Origin of the sequence: Staphylococcus casei, assembly GCF_030294405.1 — a bacterium.
Taxonomy (GTDB): Bacteria; Bacillota; Bacilli; order Staphylococcales; family Staphylococcaceae; genus Staphylococcus; species Staphylococcus succinus.
This window is the reverse complement of sequence record NZ_CP125718.1, coordinates 2,381,911-2,398,702: the sequence shown is the minus strand read 5'-3', so window position 1 is coordinate 2,398,702 and position 16,792 is coordinate 2,381,911. Positions and strand designations below refer to the sequence as shown.

Annotated in this window: 15 protein-coding genes; 13 read left to right on the top strand and 2 right to left on the bottom strand. The window is 35.8% G+C overall.

Translation table 11 applies throughout. The features are described from left to right. Positions 1-146: 146 nt before the first annotated feature. From rpoC to tuf, 6 genes are all read left to right on the top strand, one after another. Complete coding sequence (gene rpoC, locus QMO72_RS11705; RefSeq protein WP_199196637.1) at positions 147-3,743, top strand: DNA-directed RNA polymerase subunit beta'; 3,597 nt, start codon at positions 147-149, stop codon at positions 3,741-3,743. Positions 3,744-3,902: 159 nt separating this feature from the next. Next, the gene (locus QMO72_RS11700) at positions 3,903-4,157 is read left to right on the top strand and encodes a ribosomal L7Ae/L30e/S12e/Gadd45 family protein (protein ID WP_046837706.1); all 255 of its coding nucleotides are present in this window, start codon (positions 3,903-3,905) and stop codon (positions 4,155-4,157) included. A gap of 94 nt (positions 4,158-4,251) precedes the next feature. Beyond that, positions 4,252-4,665 (top strand): 30S ribosomal protein S12, encoded by a 414-nt coding sequence (gene rpsL, locus QMO72_RS11695; RefSeq protein WP_046837707.1) that lies wholly within the window; start codon positions 4,252-4,254, stop codon positions 4,663-4,665. Positions 4,666-4,735: 70 nt separating this feature from the next. Continuing rightward, entirely contained in the window at positions 4,736-5,206 is a 471-nt protein-coding gene (gene rpsG, locus QMO72_RS11690; RefSeq protein WP_042737969.1) for a 30S ribosomal protein S7, read from the top strand. Positions 5,207-5,325: 119 nt separating this feature from the next. After that, positions 5,326-7,416 (top strand): elongation factor G, encoded by a 2,091-nt coding sequence (fusA, locus tag QMO72_RS11685; protein ID WP_103266077.1) that lies wholly within the window; start codon positions 5,326-5,328, stop codon positions 7,414-7,416. A gap of 218 nt (positions 7,417-7,634) precedes the next feature. Then, positions 7,635-8,822, top strand: coding sequence for an elongation factor Tu (gene tuf, locus QMO72_RS11680; RefSeq protein WP_046837709.1), 1,188 nt, complete (start codon positions 7,635-7,637; stop codon positions 8,820-8,822). A gap of 354 nt (positions 8,823-9,176) precedes the next feature. On the opposite strand, the gene QMO72_RS11675 is transcribed toward tuf, so the two are convergent. Then, positions 9,177-10,358 carry a M20 family metallopeptidase gene (locus tag QMO72_RS11675; RefSeq protein ID WP_103266111.1) on the bottom strand — a complete coding sequence of 394 codons (1,182 nt, stop codon included), beginning with the start codon at positions 10,356-10,358 and terminating at the stop codon, positions 9,177-9,179. Between the two features lie 189 nt (positions 10,359-10,547). On the opposite strand from QMO72_RS11675, the gene QMO72_RS11670 reads away from it, so the two are divergent. Together QMO72_RS11670 and QMO72_RS11665 are read left to right on the top strand one after the other, a co-directional pair. Beyond that, positions 10,548-11,735: a glycine C-acetyltransferase gene (locus QMO72_RS11670; protein WP_103266078.1), complete on the top strand. Its 1,188-nt coding sequence runs from the start codon at positions 10,548-10,550 to the stop codon at positions 11,733-11,735. A 102-nt stretch (positions 11,736-11,837) separates the two neighbouring features. After that, positions 11,838-12,326 (top strand): P-loop NTPase family protein, encoded by a 489-nt coding sequence (locus QMO72_RS11665; RefSeq protein ID WP_103266079.1) that lies wholly within the window; start codon positions 11,838-11,840, stop codon positions 12,324-12,326. A gap of 116 nt (positions 12,327-12,442) precedes the next feature. On the opposite strand, the gene QMO72_RS11660 is transcribed toward QMO72_RS11665, so the two are convergent. After that, positions 12,443-12,895, bottom strand: a complete 453-nt coding sequence (locus QMO72_RS11660; RefSeq protein WP_103266080.1) for a hypothetical protein — start codon at positions 12,893-12,895, stop codon at positions 12,443-12,445. A gap of 293 nt (positions 12,896-13,188) precedes the next feature. Here QMO72_RS11660 and QMO72_RS11655 point away from each other — a divergent pair, with 293 nt between their 5' ends. The 5 genes from QMO72_RS11655 to QMO72_RS11635 all read left to right on the top strand — a co-directional run bounded on the left by QMO72_RS11655 (position 13,189) and on the right by QMO72_RS11635 (position 16,781). Continuing rightward, entirely contained in the window at positions 13,189-13,770 is a 582-nt protein-coding gene (locus tag QMO72_RS11655; protein ID WP_103266081.1) for a GNAT family N-acetyltransferase, read from the top strand. A gap of 17 nt (positions 13,771-13,787) precedes the next feature. Beyond that, a complete protein-coding gene (locus QMO72_RS11650) occupies positions 13,788-14,294 on the top strand; it encodes a GNAT family N-acetyltransferase (RefSeq protein WP_069823412.1) in 507 nt (168 codons plus the stop codon). Between the two features lie 357 nt (positions 14,295-14,651). Continuing rightward, positions 14,652-15,356, top strand: a complete 705-nt coding sequence (locus QMO72_RS11645; RefSeq protein ID WP_103266082.1) for a CoA transferase subunit A — start codon at positions 14,652-14,654, stop codon at positions 15,354-15,356. After that, positions 15,349-15,996, top strand: a complete 648-nt coding sequence (locus QMO72_RS11640) for a 3-oxoacid CoA-transferase subunit B (protein WP_103266083.1) — start codon at positions 15,349-15,351, stop codon at positions 15,994-15,996. The genes QMO72_RS11645 and QMO72_RS11640 overlap by 8 nt, the downstream gene beginning before the upstream one ends. 8 nt (positions 15,997-16,004) lie before the next feature. Next, positions 16,005-16,781 carry a 3-hydroxybutyrate dehydrogenase gene (locus QMO72_RS11635; protein WP_103266084.1) on the top strand — a complete coding sequence of 259 codons (777 nt, stop codon included), beginning with the start codon at positions 16,005-16,007 and terminating at the stop codon, positions 16,779-16,781. The last annotated feature ends 11 nt before the right edge of the window (positions 16,782-16,792 follow it).

Below are 16,792 nucleotides of genomic sequence, written 5' to 3'. Positions count from 1 at the left end.
TAAACCAAATTGAGGTGTATTACACGACTGTAATCATCTCAATATTGGTTATTCCATTTATTGATATAGAGCAATCAATCAATTTGCACAGCTAATCTAAATTGAAGGAGGTAGGCTCCTTGATTGATGTAAATAATTTCCATTATATGAAAATAGGACTTGCTTCACCTGAAAAAATCCGTTCATGGTCTTTTGGTGAGGTTAAAAAGCCAGAAACAATTAACTATCGTACTTTAAAACCAGAAAAAGATGGTCTTTTCTGTGAAAGAATATTCGGACCTACAAAAGATTGGGAATGTAGTTGTGGTAAATACAAACGTGTACGTTATAAAGGTATGGTTTGTGACAGATGTGGAGTTGAGGTAACTAAATCTAAAGTGCGCCGCGAAAGAATGGGACACATTGAATTAGCTGCACCAGTATCACACATTTGGTACTTCAAAGGTATTCCAAGTCGTATGGGTCTATTATTAGACATGTCTCCAAGAGCATTAGAAGAAGTTATTTATTTCGCTTCTTATGTTGTTGTTAAACCAGGTCCAACTGGATTAGAACAAAAGACATTGTTATCTGAAGCAGAATTCAGAGACTATTACGACAAGTTCCCGGGCCAATTCACGGCTAAAATGGGTGCTGAAGGTATTAAAGAATTACTTGAAGAAATAGACTTAGATGCTGAACTTAAATCATTACGTGATGAGTTAGAGTCTGCAACAGGTCAAAGACTTACTCGTGCAATCAAACGTTTAGAGGTAGTTGAGTCATTCAGACATTCTGGAAATAATCCAGCGTGGATGATTTTAGATGTACTTCCAATTATCCCGCCTGAAATTAGACCAATGGTTCAATTAGATGGTGGACGTTTTGCTACAAGTGATTTAAATGATTTATATCGTCGTGTTATTAACCGTAACAATCGTTTAAAACGTTTATTAGACTTAGGTGCTCCTGGCATCATAGTTCAAAATGAAAAACGTATGTTACAAGAAGCTGTTGATGCACTTATCGATAATGGTCGTCGTGGCCGTCCGGTAACAGGACCAGGTAACCGTCCATTAAAATCACTGTCACATATGTTAAAAGGTAAGCAAGGACGTTTCCGTCAAAACTTATTAGGTAAACGTGTTGACTATTCAGGTCGTTCAGTTATTGCAGTTGGACCAAGCTTGAAAATGTATCAATGTGGTCTACCTAAAGAAATGGCACTTGAATTGTTCAAACCTTTCATTATGAAAGAACTTGTACAACGTGAAATTGCTACTAACATTAAAAATGCTAAGAGTAAGATAGAGCGTATGGATGATGAAGTTTGGGATGTATTAGAAGATGTTATTCGTGAACACCCAGTACTTTTAAACCGTGCACCTACACTTCACAGATTAGGTATCCAGGCATTTGAACCAACATTAGTTGAAGGGCGTGCAATACGTCTACATCCACTTGTAACAACAGCTTACAACGCGGACTTTGATGGTGACCAAATGGCTGTCCATGTACCGTTATCTAAAGAAGCGCAAGCTGAAGCACGTATGTTAATGTTAGCTGCACAAAATATCTTGAACCCTAAAGACGGTAAACCAGTTGTTACGCCATCACAAGATATGGTACTTGGTAACTATTACCTTACTTTAGAGCGTAAAGATTCAGTCAATACTGGTACAATTTACAATGATACGAACGAAGTATTAAAAGCTTATGCTAATGGTTATGTTCACTTACATTCTCGTATTGGTGTTCATGCGGGTTCATTCAACAATCCAACGTTCACTGAAGAGCAAAACAAAAAAATCTTATTAACTTCTGTTGGTAAAGTAATATTCAATGAAATCATTCCAGAGTCATTTGCTTATATTAACGAACCAACTCAAGCCAATTTAGAAGGTGTAACACCTGATAAATACTTTGTTACTGCAACTGAACTTGGAGAAGATGGATTGAAAGCCTACTTCGATCAAGCGCCGTTAATTGAACCATTTAATAAAAAATTCTTAGGTAATATCATTGCTGAAGTATTTAACCGTTTCAGCATTACAGATACGTCTATGATGTTAGATAGAATGAAAGACTTAGGTTTCAAATTCTCATCTAAAGCAGGTATCACTGTTGGTGTATCTGATATCGTGGTTTTACCAGATAAAAAAGATATCTTAGACGAGCATGAAAAAATTGTTGATAATATAACTAAACAATTTAACCGTGGTTTAATCACTGAATTTGAACGTTATAACGCAGTAGTTGAAACTTGGACAGCTGCTAAAGATCAAATTCAAGGTGAATTAATGCAATCACTTGATAAAACCAACCCAATCTTTATGATGAGTGATTCCGGTGCCCGTGGTAACGCATCTAACTTTACACAGTTAGCTGGTATGCGTGGACTAATGGCAGCACCATCAGGTAAGATTATAGAATTACCAATCACATCTTCTTTCCGTGAAGGTTTAACGGTGTTAGAGTACTTCATCTCTACCCATGGTGCGCGTAAAGGTCTTGCCGATACAGCACTTAAAACTGCCGATTCAGGTTACCTTACTCGTCGTCTTGTTGACGTTGCACAAGATGTTATCGTACGTGAAGAAGATTGTGGAACTGACCGTGGTTTATTAGTTTCTGATATCAAAGAGGGTACAGAAATGATTGAACCATTTATCGAGCGTATCGAAGGTCGTTATTCTAAAGAAACAGTTCGTCATCCAGAAACTGATGAAATTATCATCAAACCAGATGAATTAATTACTGCAGAAATAGCGAAACAAATTACGGATGCTGGTTTTGAACAAATGTATATTCGCTCAGCATTTACATGTAATACACGTCATGGTGTATGTGAAAAATGTTATGGTAAAAACCTTGCAACTGGTGAAAAAGTTGAAGTTGGTGAAGCAGTTGGTACAATTGCTGCCCAATCAATTGGTGAGCCAGGTACACAGCTTACAATGCGTACATTCCATACAGGTGGTGTAGCAGGTAGTGATATCACACAAGGTCTTCCACGTATCCAAGAGATTTTCGAAGCACGTAACCCTAAAGGTCAAGCAGTGATTACTGAAATCGAAGGTGTCGTAGATGACATCAAACTTGCGAAAGACCGTCAACAAGAAATCGTTATTAAAGGTGCAAATGAATCAAGATCATACCTTGCTTCAGGTACATCAAGATTGAAAGTTGAAATTGGTCAAAGCGTCGAACGCGGTGAAGTTCTAACTGAAGGTTCTATCGAGCCTAAGAACTATTTATCAGTTTCAGGTTTGAATGCAACAGAAAGTTATTTACTAAAAGAAGTTCAAAAAGTTTACCGTATGCAAGGTGTGGAAATTGATGATAAACACGTTGAGGTTATGGTAAGACAAATGTTACGTAAAGTACGTATCATTGAAGCTGGAGATACTAAGTTACTTCCAGGTTCATTAGTAGATATTCACAACTTTACTGATGCAAACCGTGAAGCATTTAAAGAGCGTAAACGCCCTGCAACAGCTAAACCGGTATTATTAGGTATTACAAAAGCGTCTCTTGAAACAGAAAGTTTCTTATCAGCAGCTTCGTTCCAAGAAACAACGCGTGTACTTACTGATGCTGCAATTAAAGGTAAACGTGATGACTTACTCGGTCTTAAAGAGAATGTTATCATCGGTAAATTAATTCCAGCTGGTACTGGTATGAGACGTTACAGAGACGTTAAATACGATAAAAAAGCACCTGAACAAACAGTTTCTGAAGAAATTCAAACAACTGAAGTATAATTTCAGTAAGTGCACAAACAATGTGATCGAAATAATATATTTCGGTCACTTGTTTTTTTAATTTTTTTCAAAAATAATAGCAATAGAAGTTGACTCAAAGGTAACTAAGATGTTATTATTGTTAAGGTTGATGCAAGCAGAGCTTTGGAGGATATTTTGATGTCTAATGAAAAAGTTGCACGCTTTAACAAACAACATCATGTTATTGGTCTTAAACAAACGCTCAAAGCTTTGAATAAAGATCAAGTTACATCATTGATTATCGCTGAGGACGTTGAAGTTCATTTATTGACTCGCGTGTTAAGCCAAATCAATCACAAACCCATACCTGTTTCATTTTTCGAAAGCAAGAAAGCTTTAGGAGAATATGTAGGTATAAACGTTAGTGCAACAATTGTTGCATTATTGAAATGAGATTAGTAAGAATAATTCTTACTAAATTTTATTTACCCTTAAAATGAACCACCTGGATGTGTGGGATTATAAATCAAGAGAGGAGGAACATTCAATGCCAACTATTAATCAATTGGTACGTAAACCAAGACAAAGCAAATCAAAAAAATCTGATTCACCAGCATTAAACAGAAACTTCAATAGTAAACAGAAGAAATTTACTACTTTGAACTCTCCACAAAAACGTGGCGTTTGTACTCGTGTAGGTACAATGACACCTAAAAAACCTAACTCAGCGTTACGTAAATATGCTCGTGTACGTTTGTCTAACAATATCGAAATCAATGCGTATATCCCTGGTATCGGACATAACTTACAAGAACACAGTGTTGTACTTGTACGTGGTGGACGTGTAAAAGATTTACCTGGTGTACGTTACCACATCGTACGTGGTGCACTTGATACTTCAGGTGTTGATGGACGTAGACAAGGCCGTTCATTATACGGAACTAAAAGACCTAAAAAATAAGGTTAAGATTGCGTAAATTTTCGCATTGAAAATTGAAAATATATTATAATAGGAAGGGAGGATTTACATTATGCCTCGTAAAGGATCAGTACCAAAAAGAGACGTATTACCGGATCCAATTCATAACTCAAAATTAGTTACAAAATTGATTAACAAAATCATGTTAGATGGTAAACGTGGAACAGCTCAAAGAATTCTTTATTCTGCCTTCGACCTAGTTCAAGAACGTAGTGGTCGTGAAGCTGTAGAAGTATTTGAAGAAGCTATCGACAACATCATGCCTGTATTAGAAGTTAAAGCTCGCCGTGTAGGTGGTTCTAACTATCAAGTACCAGTTGAAGTTCGTCCAGAACGTCGTACAACATTAGGTCTTCGTTGGTTAGTTAACTATGCGCGTCTTCGTGGTGAAAAAACTATGGAAGAACGTTTAGCTAACGAAATCTTAGATGCAGCTAACAACACTGGTGGTGCAGTTAAGAAACGTGAAGACACTCACAAAATGGCTGAAGCAAATAAAGCATTCGCTCACTATCGTTGGTAGGATAGAAGCTTTCTCCCTGAGCATGTTCCGTATTGGTAGATTACTATCATTGGCGCATGTTTAGGGTATCGCCATATTTATAGTATTTATTCGCAGTTATACTGGAAGGAGAAAAATACATGGCTAGAGATTTTAGTTTAGAAAGAACTCGTAATATTGGTATCATGGCTCATATCGACGCTGGTAAAACAACTACGACTGAACGTATTCTTTACTACACTGGACGTATCCACAAAATTGGTGAAACTCATGAAGGAGCTTCACAAATGGACTGGATGGAACAGGAGCAAGACCGTGGTATTACAATTACTTCTGCCGCTACTACAGCGCAGTGGGATGACCACCGTGTAAACATCATTGATACACCAGGACACGTAGACTTCACTGTTGAAGTTGAACGTTCATTACGTGTACTTGATGGTGCGGTAACAGTACTTGATGCACAATCAGGTGTTGAGCCTCAAACTGAAACAGTTTGGCGTCAAGCAACAACTTATGGTGTACCTCGTATCGTATTCGTAAACAAAATGGACAAATTAGGTGCTAACTTTGAGTATTCAGTAAGCACGATTCATGACCGTTTACAAGCGAATGCACAACCAATCCAATTACCAATTGGTGCGGAAGACGAGTTTGAAGCAATCATCGACTTAGTTGAAATGAAATGTTTCAAATACACAAATGACTTAGGAACTGAAATTGAAGAAATTGAAATTCCTGAAGATCATAAAGAAAGAGCTGAAGAAGCTCGTTCAGCATTAATCGAAGCTGTAGCTGAATCTAATGATGAATTAATGGAAAAATATCTTGGTGACGAAGAAATCAGTATTGATGAATTGAAAAATGCTATTCGTCAAGCAACTAACGACGTAGAATTTTATCCAGTTCTTGTTGGTACTGCTTTCAAAAACAAAGGTGTTCAATTAATGCTTAATGCAGTAATTGACTACTTACCATCACCATTAGATGTTAAACCAATTATTGGTCATCGTGCTGAAAATCCAGAAGAAGAAGTTATCGCAAAAGCTGATGACAGTGCTGAGTTCGCTGCTTTAGCGTTCAAAGTTATGACTGACCCTTATGTTGGTAAATTAACATTCTTCCGTGTTTATTCAGGTACATTATCATCAGGTTCATATGTTAAGAACTCAACGAAAGGTAAACGTGAACGTGTAGGTCGTTTACTACAAATGCACGCTAACTCTCGTCAAGAGCTTGATACAGTATATGCAGGAGATATCGCAGCTGCGGTAGGTCTTAAAGATACTGGAACAGGTGATACTTTATGTGGTGAGAAAAATGACATTATCTTGGAATCTATGGATTTCCCAGAGCCTGTTATTCACTTATCTGTTGAACCAAAATCTAAAGCCGACCAAGATAAAATGACTACTGCGTTAGTTAAATTACAAGAAGAAGACCCAACTTTCCATGCACACACAGACGATGAAACTGGACAAGTTATCATTGGTGGTATGGGTGAGCTTCACTTGGATATCTTAGTAGACCGTATGAAGAAAGAATTTAACGTTGAATGTAATGTTGGTGCTCCAATGGTTTCATACCGTGAAACATTCAAGCAATCAGCTCAAGTTCAAGGTAAATTCGCTCGTCAATCTGGTGGTCGTGGTCAGTATGGTGACGTTAAAATTGAATTCTCACCTAATGAAACTGGTGGCGGTTTCGAATTCGAAAACGCTATCGTTGGTGGTGTAGTTCCTCGTGAATACATTCCATCAGTTGAAGCAGGTCTTAAAGATTCAATGGAAAACGGTGTATTAGCTGGTTACCCATTAATTGATGTTAAAGCTAAACTTTATGATGGTTCATACCATGATGTCGATTCATCAGAAATGGCCTTCAAAGTTGCAGCATCATTAGCACTTAAAGAAGCAGCTAAAAAATGTGAACCAGTTATCTTAGAACCAATGATGAAAGTAACAATCGAAATGCCTGAAGAGTACATGGGCGACATCATGGGTGACGTAACATCTCGTCGTGGACGTGTTGATGGTATGGAACCTCGTGGTAATGCACAAGTTGTAAATGCTTTTGTACCACTTTCAGAAATGTTTGGTTATGCTACATCATTACGTTCTAACACTCAAGGTCGCGGTACGTATACTATGTACTTTGATCACTATGCTGAAGTTCCAAAATCAATTGCTGAAGAAATTGTTAAGAAAAACAGTGGAAATAAAGGCGAATAATTAAACTTGTGTCGTACGACATCTGTCTGTACAATACATTTAAAGCTTAGTTATGTAGCTTATAGTTTTATCAATTGATTTTTTGGGAAAAATGCATTATAAAGGTACTATATGGTCCTTTATTCCAAAAAATGAAAGATCTTCTCATGATGGTGAGAAACTGTCATGAGAGATAAATTCAAAAATTAATTTTCTAACAGAATAGGAGAGATTTTATAATGGCTAAAGAAAAATTTGATCGCTCAAAAGAACATGCCAATATTGGTACTATCGGTCACGTTGACCATGGTAAAACAACTTTAACAGCTGCAATTGCAACTGTATTAGCAAAACATGGTGACTCACTTGCTCAATCATACGACATGATTGACAATGCTCCAGAAGAAAAAGAACGTGGTATTACAATTAATACTTCACACATCGAGTATACAACTGAAAAACGTCACTATGCTCACGTAGACTGCCCAGGACACGCTGACTATGTTAAAAACATGATCACTGGTGCTGCTCAAATGGACGGAGCTATCTTAGTAGTATCTGCTGCAGATGGTCCAATGCCACAAACTCGTGAACACATTCTTTTATCACGTAACGTTGGTGTTCCAGCATTAGTAGTATTCTTAAACAAAGTTGACATGGTTGACGATGAAGAATTATTAGAATTAGTAGAAATGGAAGTTCGTGACTTATTAAGCGAATATGACTTCCCAGGTGACGATGTACCTGTAATCTCTGGTTCTGCATTAAAAGCTTTAGAAGGCGACGCTGACTATGAGCAAAAAATCTTAGACTTAATGCAAGCTGTTGATGATTTCATCCCAACACCAGAACGTGATTCTGACAAACCATTCATGATGCCAGTTGAGGACGTATTCTCAATCACTGGTCGTGGTACTGTTGCTACAGGCCGTGTTGAACGTGGTCAAATCAAAGTCGGTGAAGAAATCGAAATTATCGGTATCACTGAAGAATCAAGTAAAACAACTGTTACTGGTGTAGAAATGTTCCGTAAATTACTAGACTACGCTGAAGCTGGCGACAACATTGGTGCGTTATTACGTGGGGTTTCACGTGACGATGTACAACGTGGTCAAGTTTTAGCTGCTCCTGGTACTATTACACCACATACAAAATTCAAATCTGAAGTTTACGTTTTATCAAAAGATGAAGGTGGACGTCATACTCCATTCTTCACTAACTACCGCCCACAATTCTATTTCCGTACTACTGATGTAACTGGTGTTGTAAGTTTACCAGAAGGTACTGAAATGGTTATGCCTGGCGATAACGTTGAAATGGAAGTTGAATTAATTTCACCAATCGCTATTGAAGATGGTACTCGTTTCTCTATCCGTGAGGGTGGACGTACTGTTGGATCAGGCGTTGTAACTGAAATCATCAAATAATTTCTATTCTAAATAGAATTTTTGGAGTCTCCTTTGGGAGACTCCTTTTTTTATAGGGCACCTTATCTCTATAGAACTCTGCTTTAATAAAATGAGCGTTCTATAGAGATTAGGTGCCCTTAATGCAATAGCAAGGCTATTGTAAACCAAATTAAGAACTCTATAGAACTCTGCTTTAATAAAATGAGCGTTCTATAGAGATTAGGTGCCCTTAATGCAATAGCAAAGGCTATTGTAAACCAAATTAAGCCTTTAGATCATCTTCATAGATGAGTGATTGAAATAACTTGAATAAAAAAAGCAAAGCACTCATTGAGCGCTTTGCTTTTTTTAACTTAAAATACGATGGAATTTTTATTGGTTAGGTGCTTTGAAAACATTTTCTAATTCTAATATTTTTAAAAATTCACTTACTGCATATTTCATCGCTTTTTCATCAATATCAAACTTAGGACTATGGTGGGGGTAGTCTGTGCCTTTTTCTGAATTGCCACAACCCGTTAAAAAGAATGCACCTGGACGTACTTTTAAATAATGTGAAAAGTCTTCACCAACCATCATGAGTTCTGACTCATTATAGCGAAGGTTAATATCATTCGCTGCTTGTTTAATGACATCTGAACAATAAGGATTATTGTTTACAGGTAAGTAACCTTTAATATAGTCCATAGAATATGTGATATCATTTGCGAGAGATAGACCTTGTAATATTTTATCGAGTTTCGTCATAACATGATTTTGAATTTCTGTATCAAATGTACGCACAGTGCCTCTACAAATTGCTGAATCAGGTATAACGTTATCTGCAGAGCCTGCTTGAATCATACCAAAACTTACTACTGCTTGTTTTACAGGGTCAATCGTACGTGAAACGATTTTTTGTGCACTCATAATAAATTCAGCCATAATTACGACCGGATCGATAGTTTCATGAGGTTTCGCCCCATGTCCACCCTTACCATGTATTGTAATGTTAAATTCATCTGGTGATGCCATCATCGGGCCTGGGCGCGAATAAATCGTACCAGTTGGATAGCCACTCCATAGGTGATTACCATATATTCTATCTACATCTTGTAAACAAGCATCATCAATCATTTCTTGTGAGCCACCGGGCATAATTTCTTCACCATATTGGAATATAAGTACCACGTTGCCATTTAGTGATTGTAAGTGGGATTCTATAATTTCTGCGACGCCAAGTAAGATGGCAGTGTGACCATCATGTCCACAAGCATGCATCACACCAGCATTTTTAGATTTGTATGAAACATCATTTAATTCATCAATAGGTAATGCATCAAAATCAGCACGTAAAGCGATGGTTGGTCCATCGCCACGACCTGTAAAAGTTGCTACTATTCCATTGCGTCCTACAGGTGCACGCACTTCACATGGCAATTGACTCAATTGATTCATGATATAGTCGTGTGTATGATGTTCTTCAAATGATAATTCAGGATATTGATGTAAATAACGGCGTACTTGCACCATTGCATTTTCTTTGTCATTTGCTAGTTGAAACCAATCAAACAACTTCAACCCTTCTTCCTTATACTTTTTAATTAGTATACCATTTAAAATTGCTTAACTGTAGGGACAAATCATGTTCTTAAATGGAATTCAAGGAAAGGCTTTCTTCTCAGATGTTATTCTACTTTCCTCAAATATCAAAATAGGTTATGATTAGATTAAACACAAAGACAATTCAAAGGGGGACTTGCAGTGGTTCAATCACTACATGGCTTTTTAGATGAAAATATTCAGTATTTAAAAGATAACGGTTTATATAACGAAATTGATACGATTGAAGGTGCAAATGGCGCTGAAATTAAAATCAATGGGAAAAGTTATATTAACTTGTCATCAAATAATTATTTAGGACTAGCAACAGATGAAGATTTAAAGCAAGCTGCTAAAGATGCAATTGATACACATGGTGTAGGTGCAGGTGCAGTACGGTCAATTAATGGTACATTAGATTTACATGATGAATTAGAAGAAACACTTGCGAAATTTAAAGGTACAGAAGCAGCAGTAGCGTACCAATCAGGTTTTAATTGTAATATGGCTGCAATTTCTGCGGTAATGAATAAAAATGATGCGATTCTTTCTGATGAACTTAACCATGCTTCAATTATTGATGGATGTCGTTTATCTAAAGCAAAAATTATTCGTGTGAATCATTCTGATATGGAAGATTTGAGAGCCAAAGCGAAAGCAGCAGTAGAATCAGGCCAATATAATAAAGTTATGTATATCACAGATGGTGTATTTAGTATGGATGGAGATATTGCTAAATTACCAGAAATCGTTGAAATTGCTGAAGAATTTGGTTTGATAACGTATGTAGATGACGCACATGGTTCAGGTGTTATGGGTAACGGTGCAGGAACTGTCAAACACTTTGGTTTACAAGATAAAATTGATTTCCAAATTGGGACTTTATCTAAAGCAATTGGGGTTGTTGGAGGTTATGTAGCAGGTACACAATCATTAATTGATTGGTTAAAAGCACAATCAAGACCGTTCTTATTTTCAACATCATTAGCTCCTGGTGATACTAAAGCTATTACAGAAGCAGTTAAAAAATTAATGGCTTCTACGGAATTACATGATAAACTTTGGGAAAATGGTAATTATTTAAAAGCCGGATTAAAATCATTAGGGTTTGATATCGGTAATTCAGAATCACCAATCACGCCTGTAATTATTGGTGATGAGAAAGAAACTCAAGAATTTAGCCGTCGCTTAAAAGATGAAGGTGTATACGTGAAATCTATCGTATTCCCAACAGTTCCTAAAGGTACAGGACGCGTGCGTAACATGCCAACTGCAGCGCATACGAAAGAAATGTTAGATCAAGCTATTACTGCTTTTGAAAGAGTTGGAAAAGAGTTAGGCACAATTTAAGCATAAACATTTAATGATTATGTGAAAAGACCAATTTAAATATAAAAAAGTTCGAAGCGTAACTGTCTTCGGGCTTTTTTTCATAATAATAGGAGTGGATTAATGACGAAATTCATTATTATTAGAGGTAATTCTGGCAGTGGCAAGACAGTTATTGCAAGAAATCTGCGTAATGTAGTAGAAGGGCGCGTCTTATTAGTAGAGCAAGATATGGTTCGTAGACACATGTTAAATGTACGTGATAAACCGAACAATACGGCTATTCAATTAATTGAGACAATTACTTTATATGGTTTTATACATTGTGATTATGTGATTTTAGAAGGTATTTTAAATAAGAAAAAATATGGTGATATGTTAAACGGATTAATAGAATATGAAGGGATAGAAACATATGCCTACTATTTTGATTTGTCCTTTAAAGAAACGGTGCGTAGGCATCTAATGAAAAAAGACACTGACTTTGGTGAAGAAAAAATGGCTGAGTGGTTTGTTGCTAACGACTTTTTAGGTTTAGAGCATGAAAAGACTATTACATCAGAAATGAGTATAGAGGATATTATCTTAAAAATACAAAATGATATAAAATAAATAGAAATAAAGATAAACAAAACCATGCGGCATAAAATATCCAACATGGTTTTGAAAGTGTTAATGGTTAAGCTATATACAGAATGGTTGATAATGACTTAGTTATGATATAGTAACTAGCTTGTTAATTTTTTACGTTTATTTTTTAAGTCTTCATGTTTTTCTTTATTTTGCATAAATGGAATAGCAAACCATAAGATATGAATCATGATTGCTAAAATCAGCAGTACAATCGGTATAAATATTTCAATAATGCTAATATCTACGACAAATGAAATAATAATGAACGCTGCAATAGAAGGCAGGGCACATACAACAACTACAGTTAATAGTACAAATTGCATGATTTGAGTAGCCGTTGTACTATAAATGTCAAGTACTAAAAGACCAATATAAAAAAGTGTAATTAATACCAGTAATACAACAATCCAATTTGCAGATAAACCACTTTGACTTTCGATATACTTTTGGTACGGTGTCAAAATAGGCAAAACAAATAATATCATTGTTGATAACCATGCTAAAATTCCGAAAAAGGTGAAGAGTAATTTAGATGTATTACTATTCATAGTAACAACCTCCTTAATATAAAAATTCGCTCATCCTACGTTTTATAGAGGTAATTTTATGCTAAAGGTAAAATCTAAATAAAGAAGTACGAGCTTCAAATGATAATGTTTTCATATAATATATACCCGTATACATAAATTTAACGCAAAGCTGAGCAAGATGTATTAAGACATAGAATATAGCGTATGTGAGATTCTACAGAAGAGAGATGAAAGATATGTTAAAACCTATAATTTACTAATAAATGGTGTTATAGTTTGTATAATAAGTTTGTGCTTGAAGGAGATTCTAAATGACTAAAAATTTAAGGTTGCATTTCACTACACAACGTCTTATCATTAGACCGTTGGAAGAAAATGATTACGAATCATGGCTTAGTGGCTTTGTAAACCGTAAGCCATCTCAACACAAGCATGACAGAGGTCACATTGATATGTCAGAAGCAACAGAGCCGTGGTTTGCAGCGCTTGTAGAACGTCAACGACAAGAGATTAAAGCAGACGATTTATACATCTTTGGTATATTTGATAAAGTAACAAGGCAGCACATAGGCATGTTAGATATTAAGAACCTGAGCAGAGATAATTTTCAATGGGGCGAAATAGGATATTTTATACACAATCAATTTTGGCGTCAAGGTTATGCTTTTGAAGCGTTAACAGAATTAGTTAAACAAGCACGAGATACCTTGCAATTCCATAGAATTGAAGCGCATATCAATTTAGATAATCCACAGTCGTTACATTTAATAGAGAAATTAGGCTTTCAATTTGAATGTATACGCCAAGGATTTATATTTGAAAATGGTTCATGGACGGATCAATATGTATATTATCTTAATACACACAACAATACATTAAATGAGTATTTGTAAAGGAAAGGAGTGTCAACATGGTTGAATTTAGAGAATTAACAATGGGTGACGAATCGTTATATTGTGATTATATGGGTGAGTGGATTGATCACGATGAAAAAATAGTTCCTGCTATAACAAACATTACTAAATATAATAATTTTGAAGAATTAGTACATGAATTAGCAGATAATAAATCACATGATGAAACCGTGGATAATACGACGTTATTTTTAATTGATGATGATGAAATCATTGGTGCAGCAAATATTCGTCATAATTTAAATGACAAACTAAAAAAAGTAGGCGGCCATGTTGGCTACGGCATTCGAAAGAAATATCGTGGCAAAGGTTACGGTAATAAACTATTAAAAAAATCTCTAGACTATCTATCAAGAATAGGTGTTCAAGAAGCATTAATCACATGTGATAAAGAGAATGAAGCTTCAGCAGCAGTAATTAAGCATAATGGTGGGGAAGAAATTGAGCCATCTACATTAGAAGATGGTACAGTAATACGCCGTTTCCAAATTGAAATAGCTTAAATCATTGATAGCATTAACATGATATAAAGTTTGTGATATAAACCGCTATACTTAAAAAGCACACCTCCATTTAAAAAAGGAGGTGTGCTTTTTTTGATGAACTTTAAAATAGTGCAATTTTAAGCATGTGTTTACTTAGGTAAAAGATTCAAATCTTGTAATCTCTGATACGATGTCTCTAGGGATTGTCACATTATCAGCAAAATAGAAAGGTGTATAACAATAATTAAAGATACAATGCTCTAACCATTTTTGTGGAAATAAACAAAAGTATGATTTAAAGAATTCAATTCTATTTTCAAGTATAATCGAATTTAGTACTAGGTATTAAAAACATAAGATGAAACGAGGGGTATTATGTCGAAAGTAATAGAAGATATAAATATGGCGTTTGATGATTTAAATGATGGTATGACAATATTAGCAGGAGGATTTGGCTTATGTGGCATACCTGAACATGCAATAGAAGCGATACGTACGAAAGGTACGAAAGACCTCACTGTTGTTAGTAATAACTGTGGTGTAGATGATTTTGGTTTAGGTCGCTTATTAGAGAAACAACAAATTAATAAAATGATAAGTTCTTATGTAGGTGAAAATAAAATATTTGAACAACAATTAATTAATGGAACGTTAGATGTAGAGTTAACGCCTCAAGGTACTTTAGCTGAGAAATTACGTGCGGGTGGTGCAGGCATTCCGGCCTTTTATACACAAACTGGTGTGGGAACGCTCGTTGCTGAAGGCAAAGAAGCACGTGAATTTGATGATGAAATGTATATTATGGAACGCGCAATTAAGGGAGATTTTGGAATAGTTAAAGCACAGAAGGCAGACACTTTTGGTAATTTAGTATTTGAAAAAACAGCACGCAATTTCAACCCATTATGTGCGATGGCTGCTAAAATCACAGTAGTTGAAGTTGAAGAATTAGTTGAATTAGGTGATATTGATCCAGATGAAGTACATATGTCAGGTGTATATGTAGACTATATCTATTTAGGAGAAAAATTTGAAAAAAGAATTGAAAAGCGTACGGTTAAGGAGGATGTTCATGGATAAACATACAAAACGCAATAATATTATTCAGCGTGCAGCACAAGAGATTAAAAGTAATATGGTAATTAATTTAGGTATTGGAATGCCCACTCTTGTAGCTAATGAAATGAACGACCATGTAGAAAATGTATTCTTTCAATCTGAAAATGGCTTATTAGGTATCGGTCCGTATCCTACAGATGCGGAAGTAGATCCAAACCTTATTAATGCTGGAAAAGAAACTGTAACGGCAGCGAAAGGTGCTTCTTATTTTGATAATGCTGAATCCTTTGCTATGATTCGTGGCGGACATATTGATTTAGCGATTTTAGGCGGAATGGAAGTATCAGAAACAGCAGATTTAGCTAATTACATGATCCCAGGCAAATTAGTTAAAGGTATGGGAGGCGCTATGGATTTAGTTGTTGGTGCCAAGAAAGTTGTAGTAATCATGGATCATATGAATAAGCATGGTGATTCTAAAATTAAAGCGCAATGTGAACTTCCTCTAACAGGAGTAGGTGTAGTAAATACACTCATTACAGATTTAGCTGTATTTCAATTTGAAAATAGTGTGATGAAGCTTGTTGAATTACAACCCGGTGTAACGTTAGAACAAGTTGAAGCAAATACAAATGCACGTTTTGAAAATCATTTAAAGTAGGTGGAACAATAGTGGAAGATAAGGTAATGATTATGACTGGAGCTGCAAGTGGAATAGGTTTAGGCATAGCAAAAGTCTTCTTAAATAAAGGTGCAAAAGTAGTCTTAGCAGATCTAGATAAAGATAAGTTAAACCAAGAAGTAGCACAATTAAAGAGACAAGGCTTTGATTGTATAGCTATACAAGTTGACGTTACAGAGGAAAATGAAATGGCGCAAATGATAGAAGCAACAATCAAGCACTATGGTCGATTAGATATACTATTTAATAATGCAGGTTTACAACACGTTAGTCCCATTGAATCATTTTCTACAGACAAATTCCGACAAATGGTTGATATCATGCTTACTGGCAGCTTTATCGGTACAAAATATGCTTTACCTATCATGAAAGAACAAGGATATGGTCGAATATTAAATATGTCATCTATTAATGGAATCATCGGTTTTGCTGGTAAAGCAGCTTATAATAGTGCAAAACATGGAATCATTGGATTGACGAAAGTGGCAGCATTGGAAACAGCAACAGAAGGCATTACTGTTAATGCTCTTTGTCCAGGGTATATCGATACACCACTTGTACGCAATCAGATGGAAGATTTGGCCAGCCATAGAGGTGTGTCTTCTGAACAGGTATTAGAAGAAGTGTTATTTCCATTAATCCCACAAAAACAACTCATCGACATACAGGATGTTGCAGATTATGCGCTATTCTTATGTAGTGATGGCGCAAAAAGTGTGACAGGCCAAGCAATCTTAATTGACGGTGGTTATACAGCTCAATAATGCACACATAG